Origin of the sequence: Allobosea sp. LjRoot9 (assembly GCF_964252745.1) — a bacterium.
GTDB lineage: Bacteria > Pseudomonadota > Alphaproteobacteria > Rhizobiales > Beijerinckiaceae > Allobosea.
Genome location: NZ_CAXUPC020000001.1, coordinates 1,373,604 through 1,392,961, shown reverse-complemented (window position 1 = coordinate 1,392,961; position 19,358 = coordinate 1,373,604). Strand labels below are relative to the sequence as shown.

Sequence of the window (19,358 nt, the reverse complement as noted above, 5' to 3'; positions counted from 1 at the left end):
GGGGTCTTAGCCTCGCGATGCCGTGCCTGTCCGGGGCTTGATTCTAGCGGCAATCCATCCCCAGGCGGCCGTCTTCGAGGACTAGGCGCATTGAGCTTGCGGACTACGCCGTTCTGGTGAGGTCGGCAGGGCACGGCTAGAGCGTTTCCGAGCGAAGTGGACACCGGTTCGCGTGAAGAAAACACGTTAAAACAAAGTGTTAGAGGCTGTTGTGAACCAACTGGATCGGAAACGGCTCTATTTCGGCCCGATGATCTGTCCGCTCGCCTCCTGGCCGAGAGTGCGGAACGCATCATACGAAATCGGTCCCTGCCCCCAGATGAAGAGCGGCGCCTTGGTCGCCTGATGCAGCACATAGGTGTTGCGGTCGAAGAGATTGCCGCCCGTTTCGATGATCCCGAAATTCGGGTTCGACGCCGCGACATCGCTCACGCCGCCCGATAGGCCACTCGGCCCCTCATAGATCACTTCATTGTCGTGCACGGCATTGCCGACGGTCCTGTAGAGCGCCTTGGCACGACCGGCTTTTGCGGGTGGCTGATCGAGCCGCTCGCGGCCCTGATCGACGAGCACGATCCCGGCGCTGCCTTTGCTTACGGTGACCGTGTTGCCGTAGACACGCACTCGCTCGGATGCCGCGATCTGGATGCCGGCGCCCCAGACCCAGAGGCTGCCCTGCTGGCCGCCACGCCCGGTCCCGTTGAGGCGAACGGTATTGTTACGGATGATGGCGTCGAAGCTGATCTCGTAGAAGATTCCAGCGTCGGAGTTCCGCTCGACGACATTGCCTTCGATCAGCACGTTGCGGCAATCGACATCGCACCAGAGCCCTGAGCCGTAGTTGTCATGCACATGATTACCGCGCAGCGTCAGGCGCTCGACCTTACCCGCCTTGACGCCGCCAGCCTCCCAGCCCGCGTCGAAGCCATAGATATTGTTCTCGTAGATCTCGTTACTCTCGATCATGACATCCGCGCCGTTGGGCGAGATCCCTAGCTGGCCGTTGTGATGAACCTTGTTGCCGCGCACGACGCTTCCTTCGCCGGTCGCTATTCCCGCTCCGCTGTTGAAGCGAACCTCGTTGTCTTCGATGAGCCAGGCTGTAGCGCGGCGATTCTCGTCGCCGAAAATCGCGCCATGCTGAGCCGGCGTCGCATATTTCTCCACGATCAAGCCTTTGACGGTGACGCCGCGTGCGCCGTCATTGCGGAAGGCATAGGGCTGGCGCGTTCTCTCCAGAGTGCGGCCGCGCGGATCATCCGCGAGGTAGGATTGCCCCGTTGCAGGGTCGTCGAAGACGGTTCCCGGCCGCAGGGCAGCGAGTTCGGAGACCGGTTCGAGCGGCTGACCATCAAGGAAGAAGCGCACCGGATCGTTGCAGCGCGGACGCGAGGCCAGGCAGGTGCCGAAGGCAGGACGAAGCCGACGTGGCGTTGCGATGACCCAGAAGGGCCCCGACTGGCGCATATCCGTGACCAGCTCGGCTCCATTCAGGATCGCACCCGGCTGGCCGATGAAAACCTGCCTGTCCTTCGGCGCGATGAGTTGAGCCCGATGTATTCCGGGCGCGATGCAGAATGTCGCTCCCGGTGCCGCCTTGGCGACGAGAGCCTGAATGCTTGCACCGACAGGAATCTGGATCGCTCCGATCGGGCATATCGCGCGCTCCGCGGCTTCGGATGGGGGACCGCCCAGGCATGTCGCCGCCAGCAGCGCAGCCGCGCCGGCGATGTGCGCTCCAGTGCCTGCCATGCGCCGGGGCCGGGCGGGCGCGACGACGATATGCAAGCCGCGATAGATCATCAGCGAGCCAAGGCCGACCCCGAACAGGATCCAGAACGGAATGCCCAGCATCGGTCCTTCGAGCGCGACGTCGAAGGATGCGTCGATGATGATCGAGGCGAGATAGCAGCTAAGGAAGATGAAATAGCGGGACCAGTCGACATCGCCGCGCAGCCAGGCCAGGCGCGACGCGCGCAGCAGTGCCACGATCCAGCTGGCGCAGGTGAGTAGCCAGAGCGCCAGGCCGGGTACTCCGCCTCTGGCGAGATATGTCATATGGACGCTGTGAGGGCTGCGCAGCGTCGGGCCGCCGCGTTCGAGACCGACCACGAACCCGTCGGCTTCCGCCAGGTTCACGCCGAAACCCTTGCCGGTCCAGAAGTAGGGGCCATGGAATGTGTAGTTCCGGATGGCCTCCCACCAGTTCAGCCGCCATTGCTTGGTGCCGTCGAGGTTGTTGGCATCGCTTGGCGCGGCAATGCTCACGACATTCTCGACCAGGGCGCGGGCGCTGATCGGCCGCTCGCCCCGGGGCAGATCGATCTCGAGATCGGCCATATAAGCTAGGCCCATGATCAGTACGATGCCGCTGCCAATGGTGATCAGGCGGCGCAGCTGGCCGCTCAGCACCATGGCCAGGACCAATGGCGCCAGCAGGGCCAGCATGCCGCCGCGGCTCTGACTGGCGATCAGCAGTGCCGCGCCGAGCGCGGCAACGAGCCAGAGGCGCCTGACCTTGCAGAGGCCGACGAGGACAAGCACGAGCGCGCCGCAGAGATGGACTGCGAGCTCTCCCGAACGAACCGAGATGACCTCTACGTCCTGGCCGGGCAGCTTTGGAATCGAGCTGCCGAAGAAGCGCGCAACGAGATAGAAGACGATGGCGATCGGGATGAGAATGCGGGCGTTCAGCCTGAAATAGCCGACGACCTGGGCGATCCTGGCTGGGCGCTCCACCAGCAGCGCCGCGACGATGAAGGCAAAACCGGCATAGAGCGCGACCGCACCGTCTCGCGGCGCGTCGATTCCATAGGCTCCTAGGCCCTGCAGAGTGCGCAGCAGGACCCAGGCCATGAGCAGGCACGCGCTGATGGCCGGCACTGTCGCCACAAGCACCGTCGTGCAGCCCGAGGCAAGGAACGCCAGCAGGCCGAGAACAAACAGGATCTCGCCGATGAAAAGGGGAGGCAGGCCGAGATAGGCGAAGCTCTTCCCGAAAACGACATATCCGGCGAAGCCGAGCGCCAGCGCGGGCAAATAGCGATCGGTCGCCCGCCGGTCGGCAGTGCCGTCTGCCAGTGCTGGTGACCTCCCTTTCATGATCCGTCCTCGCTCTGCGCGGCGACCAGCCGGCGAGCGGCGAGGGTATCGCGCGGCTGCTTCGAAGCAGGATGGGATTTGGAGGTAGCCATGCCGGCGAGGGCGATGCTTCACCCCGTTCTGGGCAGTCCCTTTGCGCAGCGTTGCCGCCGGGGGAACGGCGGTAAGCTTGCGGGGGCGAGATGCGGCTTGGCTGTCGTCCGTGGTCGATCCCAAGAGTTGAGAGCGTTGCCCATGCGAAAAACCGATACCGACTTTTCCGCGCAAGGCTCTAGAGCGTTTTCGAACGAAGTGGATACCGGTTCGCGTGAAGAAAACGTGCCGAAACAAAGGGCTAGAGCACTTGAACGATCCGATCGGATCGGAAATCGCTCTAGCGGAGGCGGAATGAAACGCAACAGGGGGACACGATCGGCGGGAGATGCGCTCCCCTGGCCAGATTCGGATCGGGTGGCCATGACGCTCGAACAGGACATGCCGGGCGGCCAGGCGCTGAGCGGTGTCAAGGCAAGCTTTCGCCCGATACTCGGTCCCGTACTGTCCTTTGGCGATCAGGCGCTCTCCAGCGCCTGCAATTTTCTGACGACCATCCTGCTCGCCCGGGCGCTGGGCCTCGAGGCCTTCGGACTGTACACGATGGTCTTGCTCGCGCTGTATTTCGCCATGAGCCTTCAGCTCGGCCTGATCGTCAGTCCCATGATGAGCATCGGGGCGAAAGAGGAGGGGGCTGAAGCGCAAGCCTACTACACCGTGGTCTTCCTGCATCAGGCCGGCTACGTCGCTGTCGCCAGCCTTGCGATCTTTGCCGTTTTGACCTTCGCTGCGGGCGTGGTGCCGCCGCTCGCTGGCCTCGCATTGCCGGGTTCGATAGCTGCAGCGGCCTATCTGACACAGGATTTCCTGCGGCGTTATCTGTTCGCGCGCCGTCAGCCGGCGGGCATCCTGCTGATCGACACGGTCAATCAGGCGCTCAAGCTCGGGGCGCTCGCGGCGCTCTGGCACGCCGACATGATCAGCGTCGCGGATGCGCTATGGGTCGTCGCTGGCGCCGCCACGGTCTCGGCAATCTGTGGCCTGTGCATGTCGGGACCGTTTCGCTGGAAGCCGGAGGTCTTCATTGAAGTCACGGGCCGGCAATGGCGATCGGCGCGGTGGCTGGTTCTCACCGGATCCGTGCAATGGGTGCTCAACTATAGCGGCCTGCTCGTGACGGCCGGACTCTTCGGCCCCAAGATCCTTGGCGCGCTAAGGGCGGCCCAGAGCCTGCTCGCCGTGTTGAATGTCGTGCGCGAGGCACTGGATAATATTGTTCCACCGTTGGCCGGACGGGCCTTCGCGGAGGGCGGGCTGCCTGGTCTCAGGCAGATGCTCGGTCGCGCGATGCTGTTTGCGGCACTGACCGGCGCCTCGGCCGTGATAGGCCTTGGCCTGTTTGGCCCGTGGCTGTTGCACCAGCTCTACGGCGGCGAGATACTCGAGTTCGACTGGGTGATCGTCTGGTATTCGTTCGCCTTCCCGATGGCGCTCATGACCCAGGCGCTGGGCTGCGCCTTCCGGGCGCTGGAGCGTACGCGACCGATCTTCCTCGCGGTCTTGGTCGGGGGCTGTTTCAATCTGCTTGCGGTCTATCCGGCTGCGGTCGTCTTTGGCGTGGCGGGGCTGATCGCGGTCACGCTCTTGTCGGAGCTGACCGTCCTGACCGTCCTGACGATCCAGGTGGTACGGGTGCCGGGCATGGTGTCTGGCGAGCCCCATGAGCGCATTCGCTCTGCCGGTGGCAGGGCGGTTGCGGTGCCGCTGCCATGATGCCGATCCCGTCATCGCAGGTGCATCTCTGGTGCTGCCAAATCGATCTTGGCAGGACAGAGACGCAGGAACGGAGCTGGATCCTGTCCGATGACGAACGCGCCCGCGCCGACCGCTTCCATGATGCGAAGGCGCGGCTCGCATTCGCCGCGGCGCATAGCTGGCTGCGGCATGTTCTGGCCCTCTATACGCTTGCTTCGGCGTCGCAGCTCCGCTTCGTCGAAACGATGTTCGGCAAGCCTATGCTTGCGAACGGGCACGAGCGGCGGCCCATAGCCTTCAATCTCAGTCATTCCGGCGAGTTGGCCATCGTCGCGGTGACAGCCGGAATGGCGGTAGGAGTCGATATCGAGCGCGTTCGGCCGGTCTCGTCCGAGGTTGCGGCAGGGTGTCTGGCGCCCGGCGAGATCGCGGGGCTCGCCGCGCTCGCGCCTGCGCTCCGCAACGAATGCTTCTTCCGCTGCTGGACGCGCAAGGAAGCCTGTCTGAAGGCGATCGGTATCGGTCTGAACGCGGCGCCGTCGAGCTTCGAGGTCTCACTCGATCCGTTCGTGGCGCGGCTTCTGGCGGTCCATTCCGATCCGACCGAGGCCGACCGCTGGCAACTCGCCGACCTGCGGCCGGCGCCGGGCTATTGCGGCGCGCTGGCGGCGCGGCATCGTGATTGGTCCGTGATCTGGATGGCTCGTCCAGCGCTGGCAAGTAGCGCCCCGCGCTGAGGTCAACCGGGGCGCGTCGTTTCAATGATGCGTTCGGCCATGGTCCGCGAACCGGCTTGCGAGAACGCACCCTCATGGCCTTCTCCTGGAAGGGCGAAGCAAGGCGTTCCGGCGGGGAAACGACCCGTCCAGCCGAGGGCCGGATCGGGTGGCCAGCCATCGGGGATCGCTTCGCTCCGGAAGAGCAGAACGCGGCTATGATAGCTGGGTGGAGTATAGCGTTGGACCAATGTCTCGAGTTCGTCCGTCGTGCGCCAGAACTGAGCTTCATCGGCCACTTCGTCGGCGGCTCTCCAGAAGAGCAGCCGTTTAGCCTGCCGCACGGCGGCAGTCGATTGCAGCCAGAACGACATGCGCGTCACAAAGCTGCCTGCCCCCGCGCGCCAGAACCGCCGGGCGAAGCGGCCCGCGCGCCTCAGCTTGAAGAGCAGGCGCGCACTGTAGGGTTGCCGCAGGAAATAGCCTGGGGCCCAGCAGTCGATCAGAACGAGCAGATCGACTTCGCGTCCGGTCGCCGCGAGTTGCCTGGCCACTTCGCACGCGATCACGCCCGATCGGCAGAAGCCGGCGATCCGGTATCGTCCCTCGGCTCTGGTCGTGATGATCGCGTCGCAATAGGCGGCCGCCAGCTGTTCGATCGAGACCGGTGCCGCGCCGTCCACGAGCGGGTCGAGCAGTTGCAGGGCGACAAAGGGCTGATCGGGGCCGAGTTCCTGCGACAGCGGCCGATACAGACGCAGATTATGGGCCGTATGATTCAGCGCAAAGAAGGTCGGCTGCGTGCCGGTCTGCTGCAGCCAGGTTCGGCGCAGCGCTGTCGCGTCGACCACAGGCGGCGGAGCCGGGCCCGCCGGCAGCCAAAGCGGGGACGCGATCGGCAAGGAGGTTGGGGTCGGGCGCGGCAGTCGCTCGGTCGGGCTGGCGACCAAGGCTTCGGCAAGGCTCTCATACCGCGCCACCAGCTCGCTTGCAGTCGCCTCGTCATAGAGATCGCGATGATATTCGCAGGTCAGGCGCCAGCCTTCCTCGCGCTCAACCAGAATGAAATTGAGGTCGTAGAGCGCGCCCGGCAGAGGTGAGGGAATTCCCGACAGCTGAAAGCTGTCATTCGCGAGCACGCCGATGAAGGCGCGTTGCACGATGAAGTTGACCGAGATTGGCGGCCTGCTGGCGTCCCCATCGGTCGGTAGCATCGGGGCGATCTTGTCGAATGGCCATTGGTGATGGTCGACCGCTTCCTCGAATGTGTCGCGAGCGGCTCGGCAAAGGTCGAGAAAGCCCTGCTCGTCCGAGAGCTGCGTACGCAGCACGAGGGTGTTGACGAACGGGCCGACGATCGCTTCCAGCTCGACCTCGTCGCGAGCCGCCATCTGTGTGCTCAGGACGATGTCGGAGGCGCCGGTGCGCTGATGCAGCAGCGACAGGAGAACGGCATAGGCGGCGGCGAAGAACGTCGCGCCTTCGTTGCGCGCCAGCTCGGCGAGCTTCGCGGTCAAGGGACGGGGCAGCAGCCTGGAGAGCGAGGCGCCGTTCGTGCTGCGCGTCGCAGGGCGCGGATGATCGGGCGGAACCTCGACGACGCGCGCGTTGGCGAGCTTGTGCGTCCAATAGGCTTCCTCGCGTTCGAGGCTACCGCCGGCAATTCCCTCATAGCTTCCCTCGGCGAAGTCGGAATACTGGAGCGTGAGATCGGGGAGGGCGGGTTTGCGGCCGCGGCCGAGCGCTTGATAGGCGGCCACGAAATCCTTGGCGATGATGCCCATCGACCAGCCGTCGCTGACGATGTGGTGGGCAATGACCAGGATCACGGCCTCTGCACGGCTCTTGCGGAGTAGCGTTGCCCGTAGCAGCGGAGCCTCGCTCAGATCGAAGCCTGTGCGCGCCTCGACCTGGGCGATGCGATCGGCCTCCGTGGTTCGATCGGCCTCCGGCAGGCCGGACAGGTCGATCTCGACCAGTTTGAAGGGCACATGCTCCGCTATGGCTTGAACGGGGTGGCCATCGATGACCTGGATAGCCGTCCGGAGGCTTTCGTGCCGGTCCAGGATCGCCTGGAAGGCATCCTGTGCGAGAGCGGCGTCCAGATGGCCGCGTATACGCCATTTGATAACGATGTTGAGCGCCGGCGTACCTGGGTCCTTGTTGTCGAGCTGCCAGTAGCGCTCCTGTGCCGACGAGCACCGTGCCGTCATCACGATACGGTCGGGTTCGCGAATATGGATTTCGGGATCACGCGAGAACTGGTTTGCCATGGTTGTTCACCCTCGCTCGCGCTGTGAGACGGCGTCCGGCTCGCCTGGCTGCGCGGTGTCGCGCGATTGCCGCCATGGCCGCTTCCAGAATGCGGGAGCGGCGGCCGGTTCGGTGACGCCTTCGTCGGGAAGCGATGCAGCGACGCTGGCGATCGTCCGGTTCCGGAAAAAATCCCGGGCCGCGAGCTTCAGGCCCTCGCGTCGCGCCCGCCCGGTGATCTGGAAGATGCTGAGGGAATCGGCGCCGAGATCGAACAGATCCTCGTCAATGCCGATACTCTCGCGCCGCAGCACATCGCACCAGATGCGGACCAGGGTTTCCTCGACACGGGTGCGCGGCATGATCTTGCCGCCCGTCGGCGCCGCGATGTCGGCGTCGGGAGCGGGAAGCGCGGCGCGATCGAGCTTTCCGCTGGAGTTGAGAGGCAGTGCCGACACGCCGACCCAGGCCGTCGGCACCATGTAGTCCGGCAGCTCCTGTGCCAGCATGGCCCGCAACTCGGTTGATGGCGGGCTTTCCGCGCCGATGACGTGATAGCAGACCAGCCGCGGCTCGTTGGGGACGTCCTCGCGCAGGATCACGGCCGAGACGAGGCCGGTCTTGCGCGCGAGGACAGCCTCGACTTCCCCGGGCTCGATCCGGAAGCCGCGCAGCTTCACCTGGTGGTCGAGGCGCCCCAGATGCTGGATGCGGCCATCGGCGAGGTATTTGGCACGGTCGCCGGTGCGGTAGGCCTTGGCGCAGGTGTCCGGATCGACCGGGTTGGCGATGAAGCTCTTGGCCGTGAGCCTTGGGTTGCTGGCATAGCCGCGTGCCAGCCCCGCGCCCGCGATCAGCAGCTCGCCGGGAATGCCGACGCTGACGGGCTCGTCATTGTCGTCGACGATGTAGAACTGCGTGTTGGCGATCGGCAGGCCGATCGTGATGACGTCGTCATCGGGTTGGATGCGGGCGACCGAAGACCAGATGGTGGTCTCGGTCGGTCCATACATGTTCCACAGCTCGCCGCCGCCTTCGAGGAGCTTGCGGGCGAGCTCAAGCGGCAGGGCTTCGCCGCCGCAGAGCATGCGGAAGCCCGGGCGCGAGCGGAAGCCGGCTTCCAGCAGGAGCCGCCACGTCATCGGCGTCGCCTGCAGAACGGTGGCGCCGCTCTGTTCCAGCCGCGCCAGAAGCTCCGTTCCATCCTTCGCGTCCTCGGCGGTCGCGATGGCGACCCGGCCCCCCCGGATCAGCGGCAGCAGCAGCTCCAGCGCCGCGATATCGAACGTCACCGTGGTGACGGCGAGCATGGTGTCGGTGCTGGCGAAGCCTGGCTCGTTCGCCATCGCAAACAGTAGGTTCGACAAGCCGCCATGAGTGACCTCGACGCCCTTCGGCGCTCCGGTGGAGCCCGAGGTATAGATCACATAGGCGAGGTGACCGGCCGAAACCGGCGCCGTCCTGATGCCGGCGAGCTTGCGATCGGTCTGGTCCACATCGATCGGGATGATGCCTTCGTCGAGGTCGAGGACGGCCGGATCCAACGGGCCGGCGGTCAGAAGCGCGACGGCTTCCGAGTCCCTCAGGATCGTCAGGATCCGGGCCGTGGGCATCATCGGGTCGAGCGGCACATAGGGGAAGCCGGCCTTGAGCGCGCCCAGCATTGCGGCGACGAGCGCCGGGGAACGCGCGATCAGGAGCCCGACGCGGCTCTCGGGCGTATCGATCCGTGCCATGAGCTCCGCCGCGATACGGTCTGCCCAGGCGTCGAGCTCGGCATAGGACAGCTGCTCATCGCCGAATGACAAGGCGATGGCATCAGGCTGTTGCTGTGCCCGCTGCTCGAAGGCCGCGACAGTGCCCTCTTCGATCTGGAAGGCGACCTGCGTGTCGTTCAGATCCGAGACGAGACGCTGGCGTTCTCCGCCTTCGATCAGCGGCATCGTCGCGATAGTCGCGTCGGGATTGGCCGCAAAAGCCGCGAGCAGCGTGCGGTAGTGCCCCAGCCAACGGTCGATGGTCGCAGCATCGAAGAGATCGGCGCCGTAGCAGCAGTCGATCCGCAGCCCGTCGTCGGATTCCCCAATGTTGAAGTAGATGTCGAAGGTGGAGAACGATTTGGGGTTCGGCTCCGCGCTGGCGCTGACGCCGGGTCCGAAGTCGAGATTGCCCGCCAGACGCTCGAGATTGAACTGCACCTCGACGAGCGGCAGCCGGCCCGAGACGGGCGGGATGCGCAGCCGCTTCAGAAGTGCGCCGAGCGTGAAGCTTTGATGGTCGTAGGCGTCGAGAATCAGGTGTCCGACCTTGTCGAGATGGGCCGAGAACGGCTCTACCGGATCGATGGAGCCTCGGATCGGCAGGAAGTTGACGCAATGGCCGACCGGCGTAGGGCCGTTCAGCAGCGATTGCCCGGCGGCGGGAACGCCCACCACGAGGTCGCGCCCGCCCGAGAGCCGCAGCAGCAGGACCTGGAAAGCGGCGAAGAGTGTGGCGAACAGGGTTCTCCGGCGCTGCGCGCCGGCGGCCTTCACCCGACGATAGAGCTCGGCGTCGATGAAGCTCGTGCGCGTGCCGCCGCGGAAGCTGCGCGGCGCTTGCCGCGGCCGGTCGGTCGGCAATTCGAGCGGGGCGGGAATGTCGGAGAATATCCCGGCCCAGTATGTTCCGGCCTCATTGACGCGCGGGTCCTGGCGCATCAGCCTCGCATATTCAGCGAACGGCATCGGGGCCTTGAGGCTGCCGGTGCCGGAGCGATAGGCTGTGGCGATCTCGTCGAGCAGGACATTCGTCGACCAGCCATCGCAGACGATGTGATGCGCCGACAGGATCAGTACATGCCGGTCATCGCCGAGCCGGATGATCTCGGCTTCCGCCACCGGGCCCTGCACCAGATCATAGGGTCGGTCGGCATAGGACTCGATCGCGGCGCGAAGTGCCTCTTGCGGATCGGGTTCGCCGCGCAGATCGCTCATGGCGACCGGGAAGCTCCCCGATGGCGCGATCTGCATCGTCTCGCCATCCCCAGAGAACCTGGCATGGAGGATCGCGTGCCGGGCGGCGACCTGCCTGACCGCCTCCGCGAGGCGGGGCGCGTCGATGTCGCCTTCGAGCGTCAGGCTGATGGATTCGTTGAAGGCGGCGCTGGCCTCTGCTCCCGTCTGAGCCGAAAGCCAGATTTCCGTCTGGGCCTCCGTGAGAGGAAGTTCGGTTTCGGAGGGCGCGATGAAGGTCTCCGCCGCGCGGCTTTCGACGCTGCCGCCAGGCAACATCCCGTCCCGCCGCATGAGCTGGAGGCTTTCGCGGAAAGCCCGGAGGATCGCGGCGATTTCGGCATCGCCGTGCTGAGTCGTCAGGAAGCACGGATAGTGCTCCTGGATGAAAATTCCGCGGGCCCGCAGATGATAATGCAGCAGGCTGCCCAACCGGTGGTCGCGGCCCGGCTCGAAATAGAGGACGCTGCCATAACTTTCGATCGGTACGTCCCAGCCGACCTCCGCGAAGGCGCGCTTCAGATCCTCAGTCAGATGTTGCATGCGGTTGGTCAGCGCCTCCGTGAGCGCCGGCCCCTTGTCCCTGACATGCTTCAGCACGGCGACGGTCGCCGCCAGGGCGAGCGGATGCCTGACGAAAGTTCCCGCAAAGAAGGTGACGCCGATCTCGGGCGCGCTGTCGTCGCCGAAGCGCCAGGCGCCGCCGTCGAGCGCATCCATGAAGCGTGGCGTTCCCGCCAGCAGGCCGACGGGCAGGCCGCCGCCGACGACCTTTCCATAGGTGGCCAGATCGGGGCGGATCCCGAGCAGGGCCTGTACCCCGGCCGGATGGACCCTGAATCCGGTCACGACCTCGTCGAACACCAGTGCCGTGCCGGCCTGTTCGGTGATCGCGCGCAGCTCCTTGAGGAAGGCGGCGGGCAGGTATCCGGGCCGCCGGCTCTGCACGGGTTCGACGAGAATGGCGGCAAGCTCGTGAGCGTGCTCGCGGAGCCAGGCGAGGCTTTCATCCGTGCCGTAGTCCAGCACGGTCATGCGGCCGACGGCCTCCGCCGGGATACCCGGTGCGGCGGGTACGGAGCGGCGCTGCTCGCCCGCGCCGACGCCGCGGACCAGAACCTCGTCGAACTGGCCGTGATAGGCGCCCGCGAAAGCGACGATGCGATCGCGGCCGGTCACGGTGCGGGCAACGCGTATCGCGGCCATCACGGCTTCGGAGCCCGTATTGCAGAAGGCGACGCGGGCATGGCCGGTGAGCTCGCAAAACAGCCTGGACGCCTCGTGCGCGAGCGGCGATTGCGGCCCGATGGCAAAGCCTTCGGCAAGCTGGGCCTGAACGGCCTCGACGACGAAATCCGGCGCGTGGCCGAAGGCCGTTTGGCCATACCCGTTGACGAGGTCGATATAGACGTTGCCGTCGACATCCCAGATCTGGGCGCCCTTCGCCCGTGCGGCGACGATCGGGTAGACCATCTCCTTCCAGTCCGCGGCGAAACCCGAGACGGTGCGCGGGTCGGCGAGCATCGGGCGATGCTGGTCCGCGAGACGCTTCGAATTCGGGGTCCTGCCGACATAGAGCGCCGTCAGCCGGGCGATATGGGCTCGCTGCGCCTCGGTGAGCGCCTCATTGCCCGTGCGGATCAGGGGCCGGAACCGTGTGGCCGGGCTGGCTGCTCCCGCCGCGTTCGGCGCAGCGGGAGCAGGAGTAGGAGCAATCGCCGGTTGAAGCTGTAGAGGCGGTGCCGTCTTTGCACTGGCAGGCGATGCCGCCTGGCCGCTCAAGACCTGCAACTGACGCTCCATCAAACGCGACATCGCGTCGAGTTGCTCGCGCATCAGCACGTCGATGGCCGAGCCGTCTGGCCGGTCGACGTTGATGGCGGCAGCGGACGGGGCAGCGGGCGAAGCAAGGGATGGGGCAGGGGATGGGGCAGGGGATGGGGCAGCCTTCGCCGCTGTCTGCAGGATGATGGCAGGCTGCGCGATTTCCTGCGGATGAAGCGCGGCGATGTGGCGCGCTACTTCGTCGACGCTTGGAAGATCGTCGAGAAGCTGCCGGAAGCGGATCTGTACGCCGAACGTCGTCTGCAGGCTTTGGGCAGCCTGTGTCAGCAAAAGCGAGTCGAAGCCGAGCTCAAGGAAGCTCGCGCCGGTCTCGGCTTCGCCGAAGGGCCGGCCCGACAGATTCTCGAAGATGGCGGCGACGCGGGTGCCGAGGCCCGAGCGGCCCAGGAGGAGGTCGACATCAGCTTGGCTGTCCATGGCCGGTTCCTGATCAGGTTGACCTTGATGAAGATTGTCGAGGGGCGGGACGGGTATGGCCGGCACGCCTCCGGTGGAGGTTGCGGGAGCCTCGACCCAGTGCCGGCTGCGCTCGAAAGGATAGCTCGGCAGGGAGACGTGTCTGCGGTTGCCTTCGCCGTGATAGGCAGTCCAGTCGGGCGCGATGCCGGTGCTCCAAAGGCGTCCGAGGGCGGCCGCGAGCATCTCTCCGGCGTCGCCCTGCGCTGCAGGCAGGCAGGAGATGGCGGTGCGGCCGGCGCCAGCCCCTTGCAGCGCGAAGCTCGCCAATGCAGCGCCGGGGCCGACCTCGAGCAGTACCGGAGAAAGCTCGCGCATCAGGGTGGCGATACCGTCGGCGAAGCGGACAGGCTCGCGGGCATGCCTTGCCCAATAGGACGGATCGGTCGCCTGTTCGGCGGTGATCCAATCGCCGCTCACACCCGAGACATAGGGCAGCTCGGGCGGATTGAGGCGGATGGCCGCGACCGCTTCGGTGAACGGCTCGATCAACGGGTCGATCATGCCGGAGTGGAAGGCATGGGAGGTCTGCAGCCGGCGATGCGTCACCTCGCGTCGCGCAAGCTCCGCTTCCAGCGCCTCGATCGCCTCGAACGGGCCAGCGAGCACGCTCATGCCGGGGGCGTTGACCGCTGCCACCGAGACGCCGTGACGAGCTAGCGTCGCAATCTCGGCATCGGGCAGGCGCACGGCCAGCATCGCCCCGCCCGGCAGATCCTGCATCATGCGGCCGCGCGTCGCGACGAGCGATAGGGCATCCTCGAGCGAGAACACGCCGGCGTGGCAGGCTGCGGCGAACTCGCCGACGCTGTGGCCGAGCATCGCGGCAGGGCGCAGGCCCCAGCTCGTCAGAAGCTGTGCGAGAGCATATTCGACCGTGAAGATTGCGGGCTGGGCGAGCACGGTCGCCGAGAGGCGCTCCGGATCGGCGCCGCCATTGCTCGGATAGAGCTGGCTGCGCAGATCGAGATCGAGCCGGGGCTTCAAGATCTCGCAGCAGAGATCGACCGCCTGACGATAAACCGGCTCTCCGGCATAGAGCTCGCGCGCCATCTGCGGGTATTGCGACCCCTGACCCGGAAACATGAAGACGAGGTCGCCTGAGCCGGTCACCGCCGTGGTGCGTGCGGTATTCTGCTTGCGTAGCGCTTCGGCAGCCTCGGCATGGCTGCTGCCGGCCACGGCGATGCGGTGGGCGAAATGGCGCCGTCCCGTCTGCAAGGTGAAGGCGATATCGGCGAGGCTCTGTTCGGGGTGTGCGTCGAGATGCTGCGCGAGCCGGTCGCGCGCCTGGCCGAGCGCCGCGGCGCTCCGGGCCGAGACCGTCAGGATCTGGCTGCTGCGTGCCGGGGCTTCCGCTTCGGTCGCGGGCGCCTGCTCCAGCACGAGATGGACATTGGTCCCACCGACGCCGAAGGCGCTGACGCCCGCACGGCGCGGTCCTTCCCCGGCGGGCCAGCCCTGCTGACGATCCGCGATGAAGAATGGGCTGTTCGGCAGATCGAGCGCGGGGTTGGGTTGCGTGACATGCAGGCTCGCCGGCAACGTTCCGTTCGCGACTGCGAGCGTGGCCTTGATCAGGCCTGCGACACCGGCTGCCGCATCGAGATGGCCGATATTGGATTTGACGGAGCCCAGCGCGCAGAAGCCGCGATCCTCGGTCGCCAGACGGAAGGCAGCGGTCAGCCCGGCGACCTCGATCGGGTCCCCCATCGGCGTGCCGGTTCCGTGACACTCGACATAGCCGATGGTGCGTGGGTCGATATCGGCGGCGGCATGGGCCATGACGATCGCGGTCGCCTGACCGTCGACGCTGGGCGCGGTGAAGCCGACCTTGCCGGCGCCGTCATTGTTGAGGCCGACGCCGCGGATGACGGCGTAGACGTGATCGCGATCGGCGACGGCATCCTCCAGCCGTTTCAGCGCCACGATGCCGGCACCACTGCCGAAGACCGTGCCGTTGGCGCCGCTATCGAAAGCGCGGCAATGGCCGTCCGTCGAGACCATGCCGCCATCCTGGGCGAGATAGCCTCGCCGCTGCGGGAAGGTGATGGAGACCCCGCCCGCCAGGGCCATGTCGCAGCCGTGGTGAAGCAGGCTCTGGACGGCCTGGGCGACGGCCAGAAGCGAGGTCGAGCAGGCTGATTGGACCGCGACGCAAGGGCCGGTGAGACCGAGCTTGTAGCCGATACGCGTCGCGGTGAAATCCGAGGCGGAACCGACCAGCATCGAAAGGTTGCCGACCTGAAAGCTCGACGTGTAGTCGGCGATGGCGGCGCGATCCTGAAACAGATTGTGCAGCAGATAGGTGCTGGATGTCGCGCCGGCGAAGACGCCGATGCACTGGCCGGGTTTGGCGGGATCGTAGCCCGCATCCTCGAGCGCTTCCCAGGCACATTCCAGCAGCAGGCGCTGTTGCGGATCGGTGACTGCGGCCTCGCGTGGCAGCATGCCGAAGAAGGGAGCGTCGAACAGTTCGACGCCTTCGAGGATGGATCGGGCCGGGACATAGTTCGGCAGCGCGCGCGTCGCCGCATCGAAACTGTCCTCGAGTGCGGCGGGGTCGATCCGGGTGATGGATTCCACCCCGTTCAGAAGGTTCTGCCAGAACGCACCGATATCGGCCGCGCCGGGGAAGCGACCGGCCATGCCGATGATCGCGATGGCGCCGCTGGGGAGGGGGTCACTCATGGGAACCGCCGGCCGGCGCGGCACCGAGCGAGGATAGCGTCAGCCCGCGTGAGCGAATACCGCGTTCACGCGCTGCGGCGAGGGCGCCGAGCGTGCCGTGGCCCGCCGGTGTCAGATGACCGGCCAGGGCGCGCAGGTTCGGGCGGCGGTACAGATCGATCAAGCCGAGGCCCGCCATGTCATGGGTCGGGTCATGGGCAAGGCGTCGGTGGAGTTCGGCCATCAGCAGCGAATTGCCGCCGAGATCGAAGAAATTGTCGTCGATGCCGACCTGGTCGATCTGGAGGACATCGGCGACGATCTCCGCGAGCTGCCGTTCCAGGGCACTGCGCGGCGCGCAATAGGGCGCGGCAGTGTCCGGCCGCGATCGGTCCGGCTCGGGCAGCGCTGCTCGATCGAGCTTGCCGTTCACCGTCAGAGGGAGATGGGGCACGAAGACGAAGGCCGCCGGCACCATGTGATCCGGCAGGACCGAGGCGAGATGGGCTTTCAGCGCGGCAGGCGAGGGACGTTCGCCGCCCTCCGTCACGAGGTAGCCGACGAGGCGGTCATGCCCGCCGCTGCCGGCACGCAGCAGCACTGCAGCCTGCCTGATCGCGGGATGCGACAGGAGCGCCGTCTCGATCTCGCCGAGCTCGACGCGGAAGCCGCGAATCTTGATCTGCTGGTCGGCCCGGCCGAGATACTCGTATTCGCCCTCGTCGATCTGGCGGGCAAGGTCGCCCGAGCGGTAGAGCCTGGCGCCCGGCCTGTGGGGGTGCGGCACGAAGCGCGCGGAGGTGAGGTCGGGCCGGTTCAGATAGCCGCGTGCCAACCCCGCTCCAGCGACGAAGATCTCGCCGATCTCGCCTGTGGGAACCGGCAGCATGGTGTCGCCGTCGAGCAGCAGAATGTCGAGATCTGGAATCGCTCGGCCGATCGGGCTCGAGCGCCGCGTGGTTTCGGCCGGCGACAGGGGACGATAGGTGACGTGAACCGTGGTCTCGGTGATCCCGTACATATTGATGAGACGCGCGTGCTCGCCGCGCCGTTCGTACCAGCCCGCCAGGCGCCTGGGGTCCAAAGCCTCGCCGCCGAAGATGACGAGTCTCAGCGCGAGCCGATCGCGCCCCGAACGATCGCGATCGGCCTGGTCGAGGGCTGCGAACGCGGACGGCGTCTGGTTGAGGACCGTGACGCCTTCATCGGCGAGAAGGCGCAGGAAGGCAGTGGGGTCGCGCGTCGTGCCTTCCGGCACCATCACGAGGCGCCCGCCATAGAGGAGTGCTCCCCAGATCTCCCAGACGGAGAAGTCGAATGATACGGAATGGAACAAGGTCCAGACATCGCCAGGGTGGAAGGCGAACCAGGCCTGCGTCGCGCTGAACAGCCGCGTGACGGCGGCGTGCTCGATGGCGACACCTTTCGGGCGCCCGGTCGAGCCGGAGGTATAGATCACATAGGCGAGGTCGCTTGCTGCCGGCAGATGGCGGGTCAGCAGATTCTTGGGCAGCGGTTGCCTCGCCGTATCGGCGTCTGCGCGATCATGCGGATCGAGCCATCGCCGGCCGGGGGGCAGCCAGCCGGCACAATCGGATGTTGCGACGATGATCGCGGCATCGGCGTCCTCGACCATGAAAGCGAGGCGCTCACCGGGATAGGCGGGGTCGAGCGGCAGATAGGCGGCGCCGCTCTTCAGGATGGCGAGCATTGCCACGATCAATTCGAGCGAGCGCGGAAGGCAGAGCCCGACGATGGCGCCAGGCTTCGCCCCCATCGCGACCAGGCGAGCCGCCAGCTGGTCGGCGCGGCCGTCGAGCTCGGCATAGGACAGGCTGGCCGAGCCAAGCGACAGCGCGACATGGCGCGGCTGCGCGGCGGCTCGGGCCGAAAACAGGGTGACGAGAGTCTCGGCTTCGACTGGGGCCGCAGCGCTTGCGGTCCTGTCGGATAACGGCGCTTGCGCCGGGATGGCCGCCTCAATGAGAGCGGCTCCGGCTGGTGCTTGCACCCGGCTGCTATCCTGCGTGCAGCAGGGGGCGGTTCTGTCGAGGATCTTGGTCATGGAGGGAAGGCTATGCGCCAAGGCCGTCCGACAAAATGGGAGCAGTTGGAGTAACACCATCTCCCCATGAAGCAGCGCGTTCCGCGCAATGGGGCAGCGCCCGACGGTCCCTATCGGGCGAGGCTGCGCGGAAGAGCAATGCTCGGGAGTGGGTCGGCCTCTGTCGCCTACGAGGCCTTCAGCCGGAAATAGAGCCCTGAATAGGTCTCGACATGGCATTCCGGATGAAACGGCACGTCCAGGCTGCGCGGCTTCTCCCATGAGTCCACGAGCTGATAGCCGAGCGCGAGCATGCCGTTGATGAACCCGGCGCGTTCCGCCACGCTATAGGGGCAAAATGCCACTTGCCGTGCTCGCGTGATCACGGACTGGATCGTCACGAAGGATCGTCGCGCGTGAAGCGGCGTGCGTTGCACGATCACGTGCCGCGGGCGACCCGCCCATGCGCTCAACCTGTCTTGAAGATAGCTTTCGGACAGATATTGCAGCGAGCCTGCCGCGAGCAGGATATCCATCCCGCAACCTTCGTCGACGGCGTTGGTGAAGCGCAGCCGCTGGGCGGCTTCCTTGCCTGCGAGCGCCCGACCTGCCTCCGTGATCCGGGGGACATCGAAGACGGTCCAGCGAAAATCCTCCGGGAAGGCGAGATAGCGGTCGTACTGGCGGAAGGCGTGACCGACATAACCACCGAGGTCGAGGAGCGTCCGGGCTCCTTCGTCCAGGGCGCCGCGTAACCAGAACAGGACCGGGTATTCGGTCGCGGGCATCGGCTCGAAGCCGCCGGCCGTCGTGGTGTAGTGGTCGATGTCGGCCATCGCGTCGTGGTCGAAGCCGGCCAGGCCCGGCGGAAGTGCAAGGCGGGCTGCCTCGAAGCTCCCGTACACGCCGCTATAGCCGCAGTGATATTTGCCGGCTCGAAAGCGGGTCTGGTAGAGCCAGCGGCGCATCGCCGTACCGGCTGGAAGCCAGCGAACCGCCGGGAGCAGCCTTTGGTTCCAGGCCACCATCGCCATCATCCGTCACGCTCCCATCCTGCGCGCCGGCACCCGGCGGATACCCAAGATGAAGGGCTCGCTTAGGACGAAGATCGCGGCCGGGCCGCCTGCGTCCGCTCGCATCGTGATGGCGCGAGCGAACAGCCGCATTGCGGGTTCGACGAAAAGAATCGTCAGGGCGAGAAGGAACAGGATCACCGTCGCCCGCAGACGGGTGGGCTGCGGAGCGATGTGGCGCGTTCGCGGCGCAGGTTGGAGCGCCGGCCGATCATGGGAGATGGAAAGGGGTGCAATCCGTCGTTGCGCCTGTCTGGCAGGCGCGCCGAACGCCGCCGTCATCAGTTCGGCGCCGCCTTCGTCGACTGCCCGCCAATGCTTTGCGAAGGCCGAGTGCTGGACCGCTGGCAAGCCCGTGCGGGAGCGTTCGCCGTCGCGGTCTTGCCGAGCAGGGTTCTCCGACATTGCCAAAGGGGCC

General features: G+C 66.3%; 8 protein-coding genes. 2 read left to right on the top strand and 6 right to left on the bottom strand.

Going from position 1 to position 19,358, the window contains the following annotated elements; translation table 11 throughout:
- Positions 1–237: 237 nt before the first annotated feature.
- A complete protein-coding gene (locus ACSQ3P_RS06465) occupies positions 238–3,102 on the bottom strand; it encodes a right-handed parallel beta-helix repeat-containing protein (protein WP_436164757.1) in 2,865 nt (954 codons plus the stop codon).
- A gap of 234 nt (positions 3,103–3,336) precedes the next feature.
- Here ACSQ3P_RS06465 and ACSQ3P_RS06460 point away from each other — a divergent pair, with 234 nt between their 5' ends.
- Together ACSQ3P_RS06460 and ACSQ3P_RS06455 are read left to right on the top strand one after the other, a co-directional pair.
- Positions 3,337–4,908, top strand: coding sequence for a lipopolysaccharide biosynthesis protein (locus ACSQ3P_RS06460; RefSeq protein ID WP_436164756.1), 1,572 nt, complete (start codon positions 3,337–3,339; stop codon positions 4,906–4,908).
- On the top strand, positions 4,905–5,627 hold the full coding sequence (locus ACSQ3P_RS06455; protein ID WP_436164755.1) for a 4'-phosphopantetheinyl transferase family protein: 723 nt from the start codon (positions 4,905–4,907) through the stop codon (positions 5,625–5,627). Before ACSQ3P_RS06460 ends, ACSQ3P_RS06455 begins: the two co-directional genes overlap by 4 nt.
- Positions 5,628–5,629: 2 nt before the next feature.
- On the opposite strand, the gene ACSQ3P_RS06450 is transcribed toward ACSQ3P_RS06455, so the two are convergent.
- The 5 genes from ACSQ3P_RS06450 to ACSQ3P_RS06430 all read right to left on the bottom strand — a co-directional run bounded on the left by ACSQ3P_RS06450 (position 5,630) and on the right by ACSQ3P_RS06430 (position 19,345).
- Complete coding sequence (locus ACSQ3P_RS06450) at positions 5,630–7,879, bottom strand: condensation domain-containing protein (protein WP_436164754.1); 2,250 nt, start codon at positions 7,877–7,879, stop codon at positions 5,630–5,632.
- A gap of 6 nt (positions 7,880–7,885) precedes the next feature.
- Positions 7,886–15,844, bottom strand: coding sequence for an amino acid adenylation domain-containing protein (locus ACSQ3P_RS06445; protein WP_436164753.1), 7,959 nt, complete (start codon positions 15,842–15,844; stop codon positions 7,886–7,888).
- On the bottom strand, positions 15,837–17,834 hold the full coding sequence (locus ACSQ3P_RS06440) for an amino acid adenylation domain-containing protein (RefSeq protein ID WP_436164752.1): 1,998 nt from the start codon (positions 17,832–17,834) through the stop codon (positions 15,837–15,839). The genes ACSQ3P_RS06445 and ACSQ3P_RS06440 overlap by 8 nt, the downstream gene beginning before the upstream one ends.
- A gap of 221 nt (positions 17,835–18,055) precedes the next feature.
- On the bottom strand, positions 18,056–18,904 hold the full coding sequence (locus ACSQ3P_RS06435; RefSeq protein ID WP_436164751.1) for a methyltransferase, TIGR04325 family: 849 nt from the start codon (positions 18,902–18,904) through the stop codon (positions 18,056–18,058).
- Positions 18,905–18,907: 3 nt separating this feature from the next.
- Positions 18,908–19,345 (bottom strand): hypothetical protein, encoded by a 438-nt coding sequence (locus ACSQ3P_RS06430; protein ID WP_436164750.1) that lies wholly within the window; start codon positions 19,343–19,345, stop codon positions 18,908–18,910.
- Positions 19,346–19,358: the final 13 nt, after the last annotated feature.

Bases quoted from the DNA above. Each gene is read 5' to 3' on its own strand.
- ACSQ3P_RS06465 (WP_436164757.1), bottom strand. From the start codon at position 3,102: ATGAAAGGGAGGTCACCAGCACTGGCAGACGGCACTGCCGACCGGCGG.
- ACSQ3P_RS06460 (WP_436164756.1), top strand. From the start codon at position 3,337: ATGCGAAAAACCGATACCGACTTTTCCGCGCAAGGCTCTAGAGCGTTT.
- ACSQ3P_RS06455 (WP_436164755.1), top strand. From the start codon at position 4,905: ATGATGCCGATCCCGTCATCGCAGGTGCATCTCTGGTGCTGCCAAATC.
- ACSQ3P_RS06450 (WP_436164754.1), bottom strand. From the start codon at position 7,879: ATGGCAAACCAGTTCTCGCGTGATCCCGAAATCCATATTCGCGAACCC.
- ACSQ3P_RS06445 (WP_436164753.1), bottom strand. From the start codon at position 15,844: ATGAGTGACCCCCTCCCCAGCGGCGCCATCGCGATCATCGGCATGGCC.
- ACSQ3P_RS06435 (WP_436164751.1), bottom strand. From the start codon at position 18,904: ATGATGGCGATGGTGGCCTGGAACCAAAGGCTGCTCCCGGCGGTTCGC.
- ACSQ3P_RS06430 (WP_436164750.1), bottom strand. From the start codon at position 19,345: ATGTCGGAGAACCCTGCTCGGCAAGACCGCGACGGCGAACGCTCCCGC.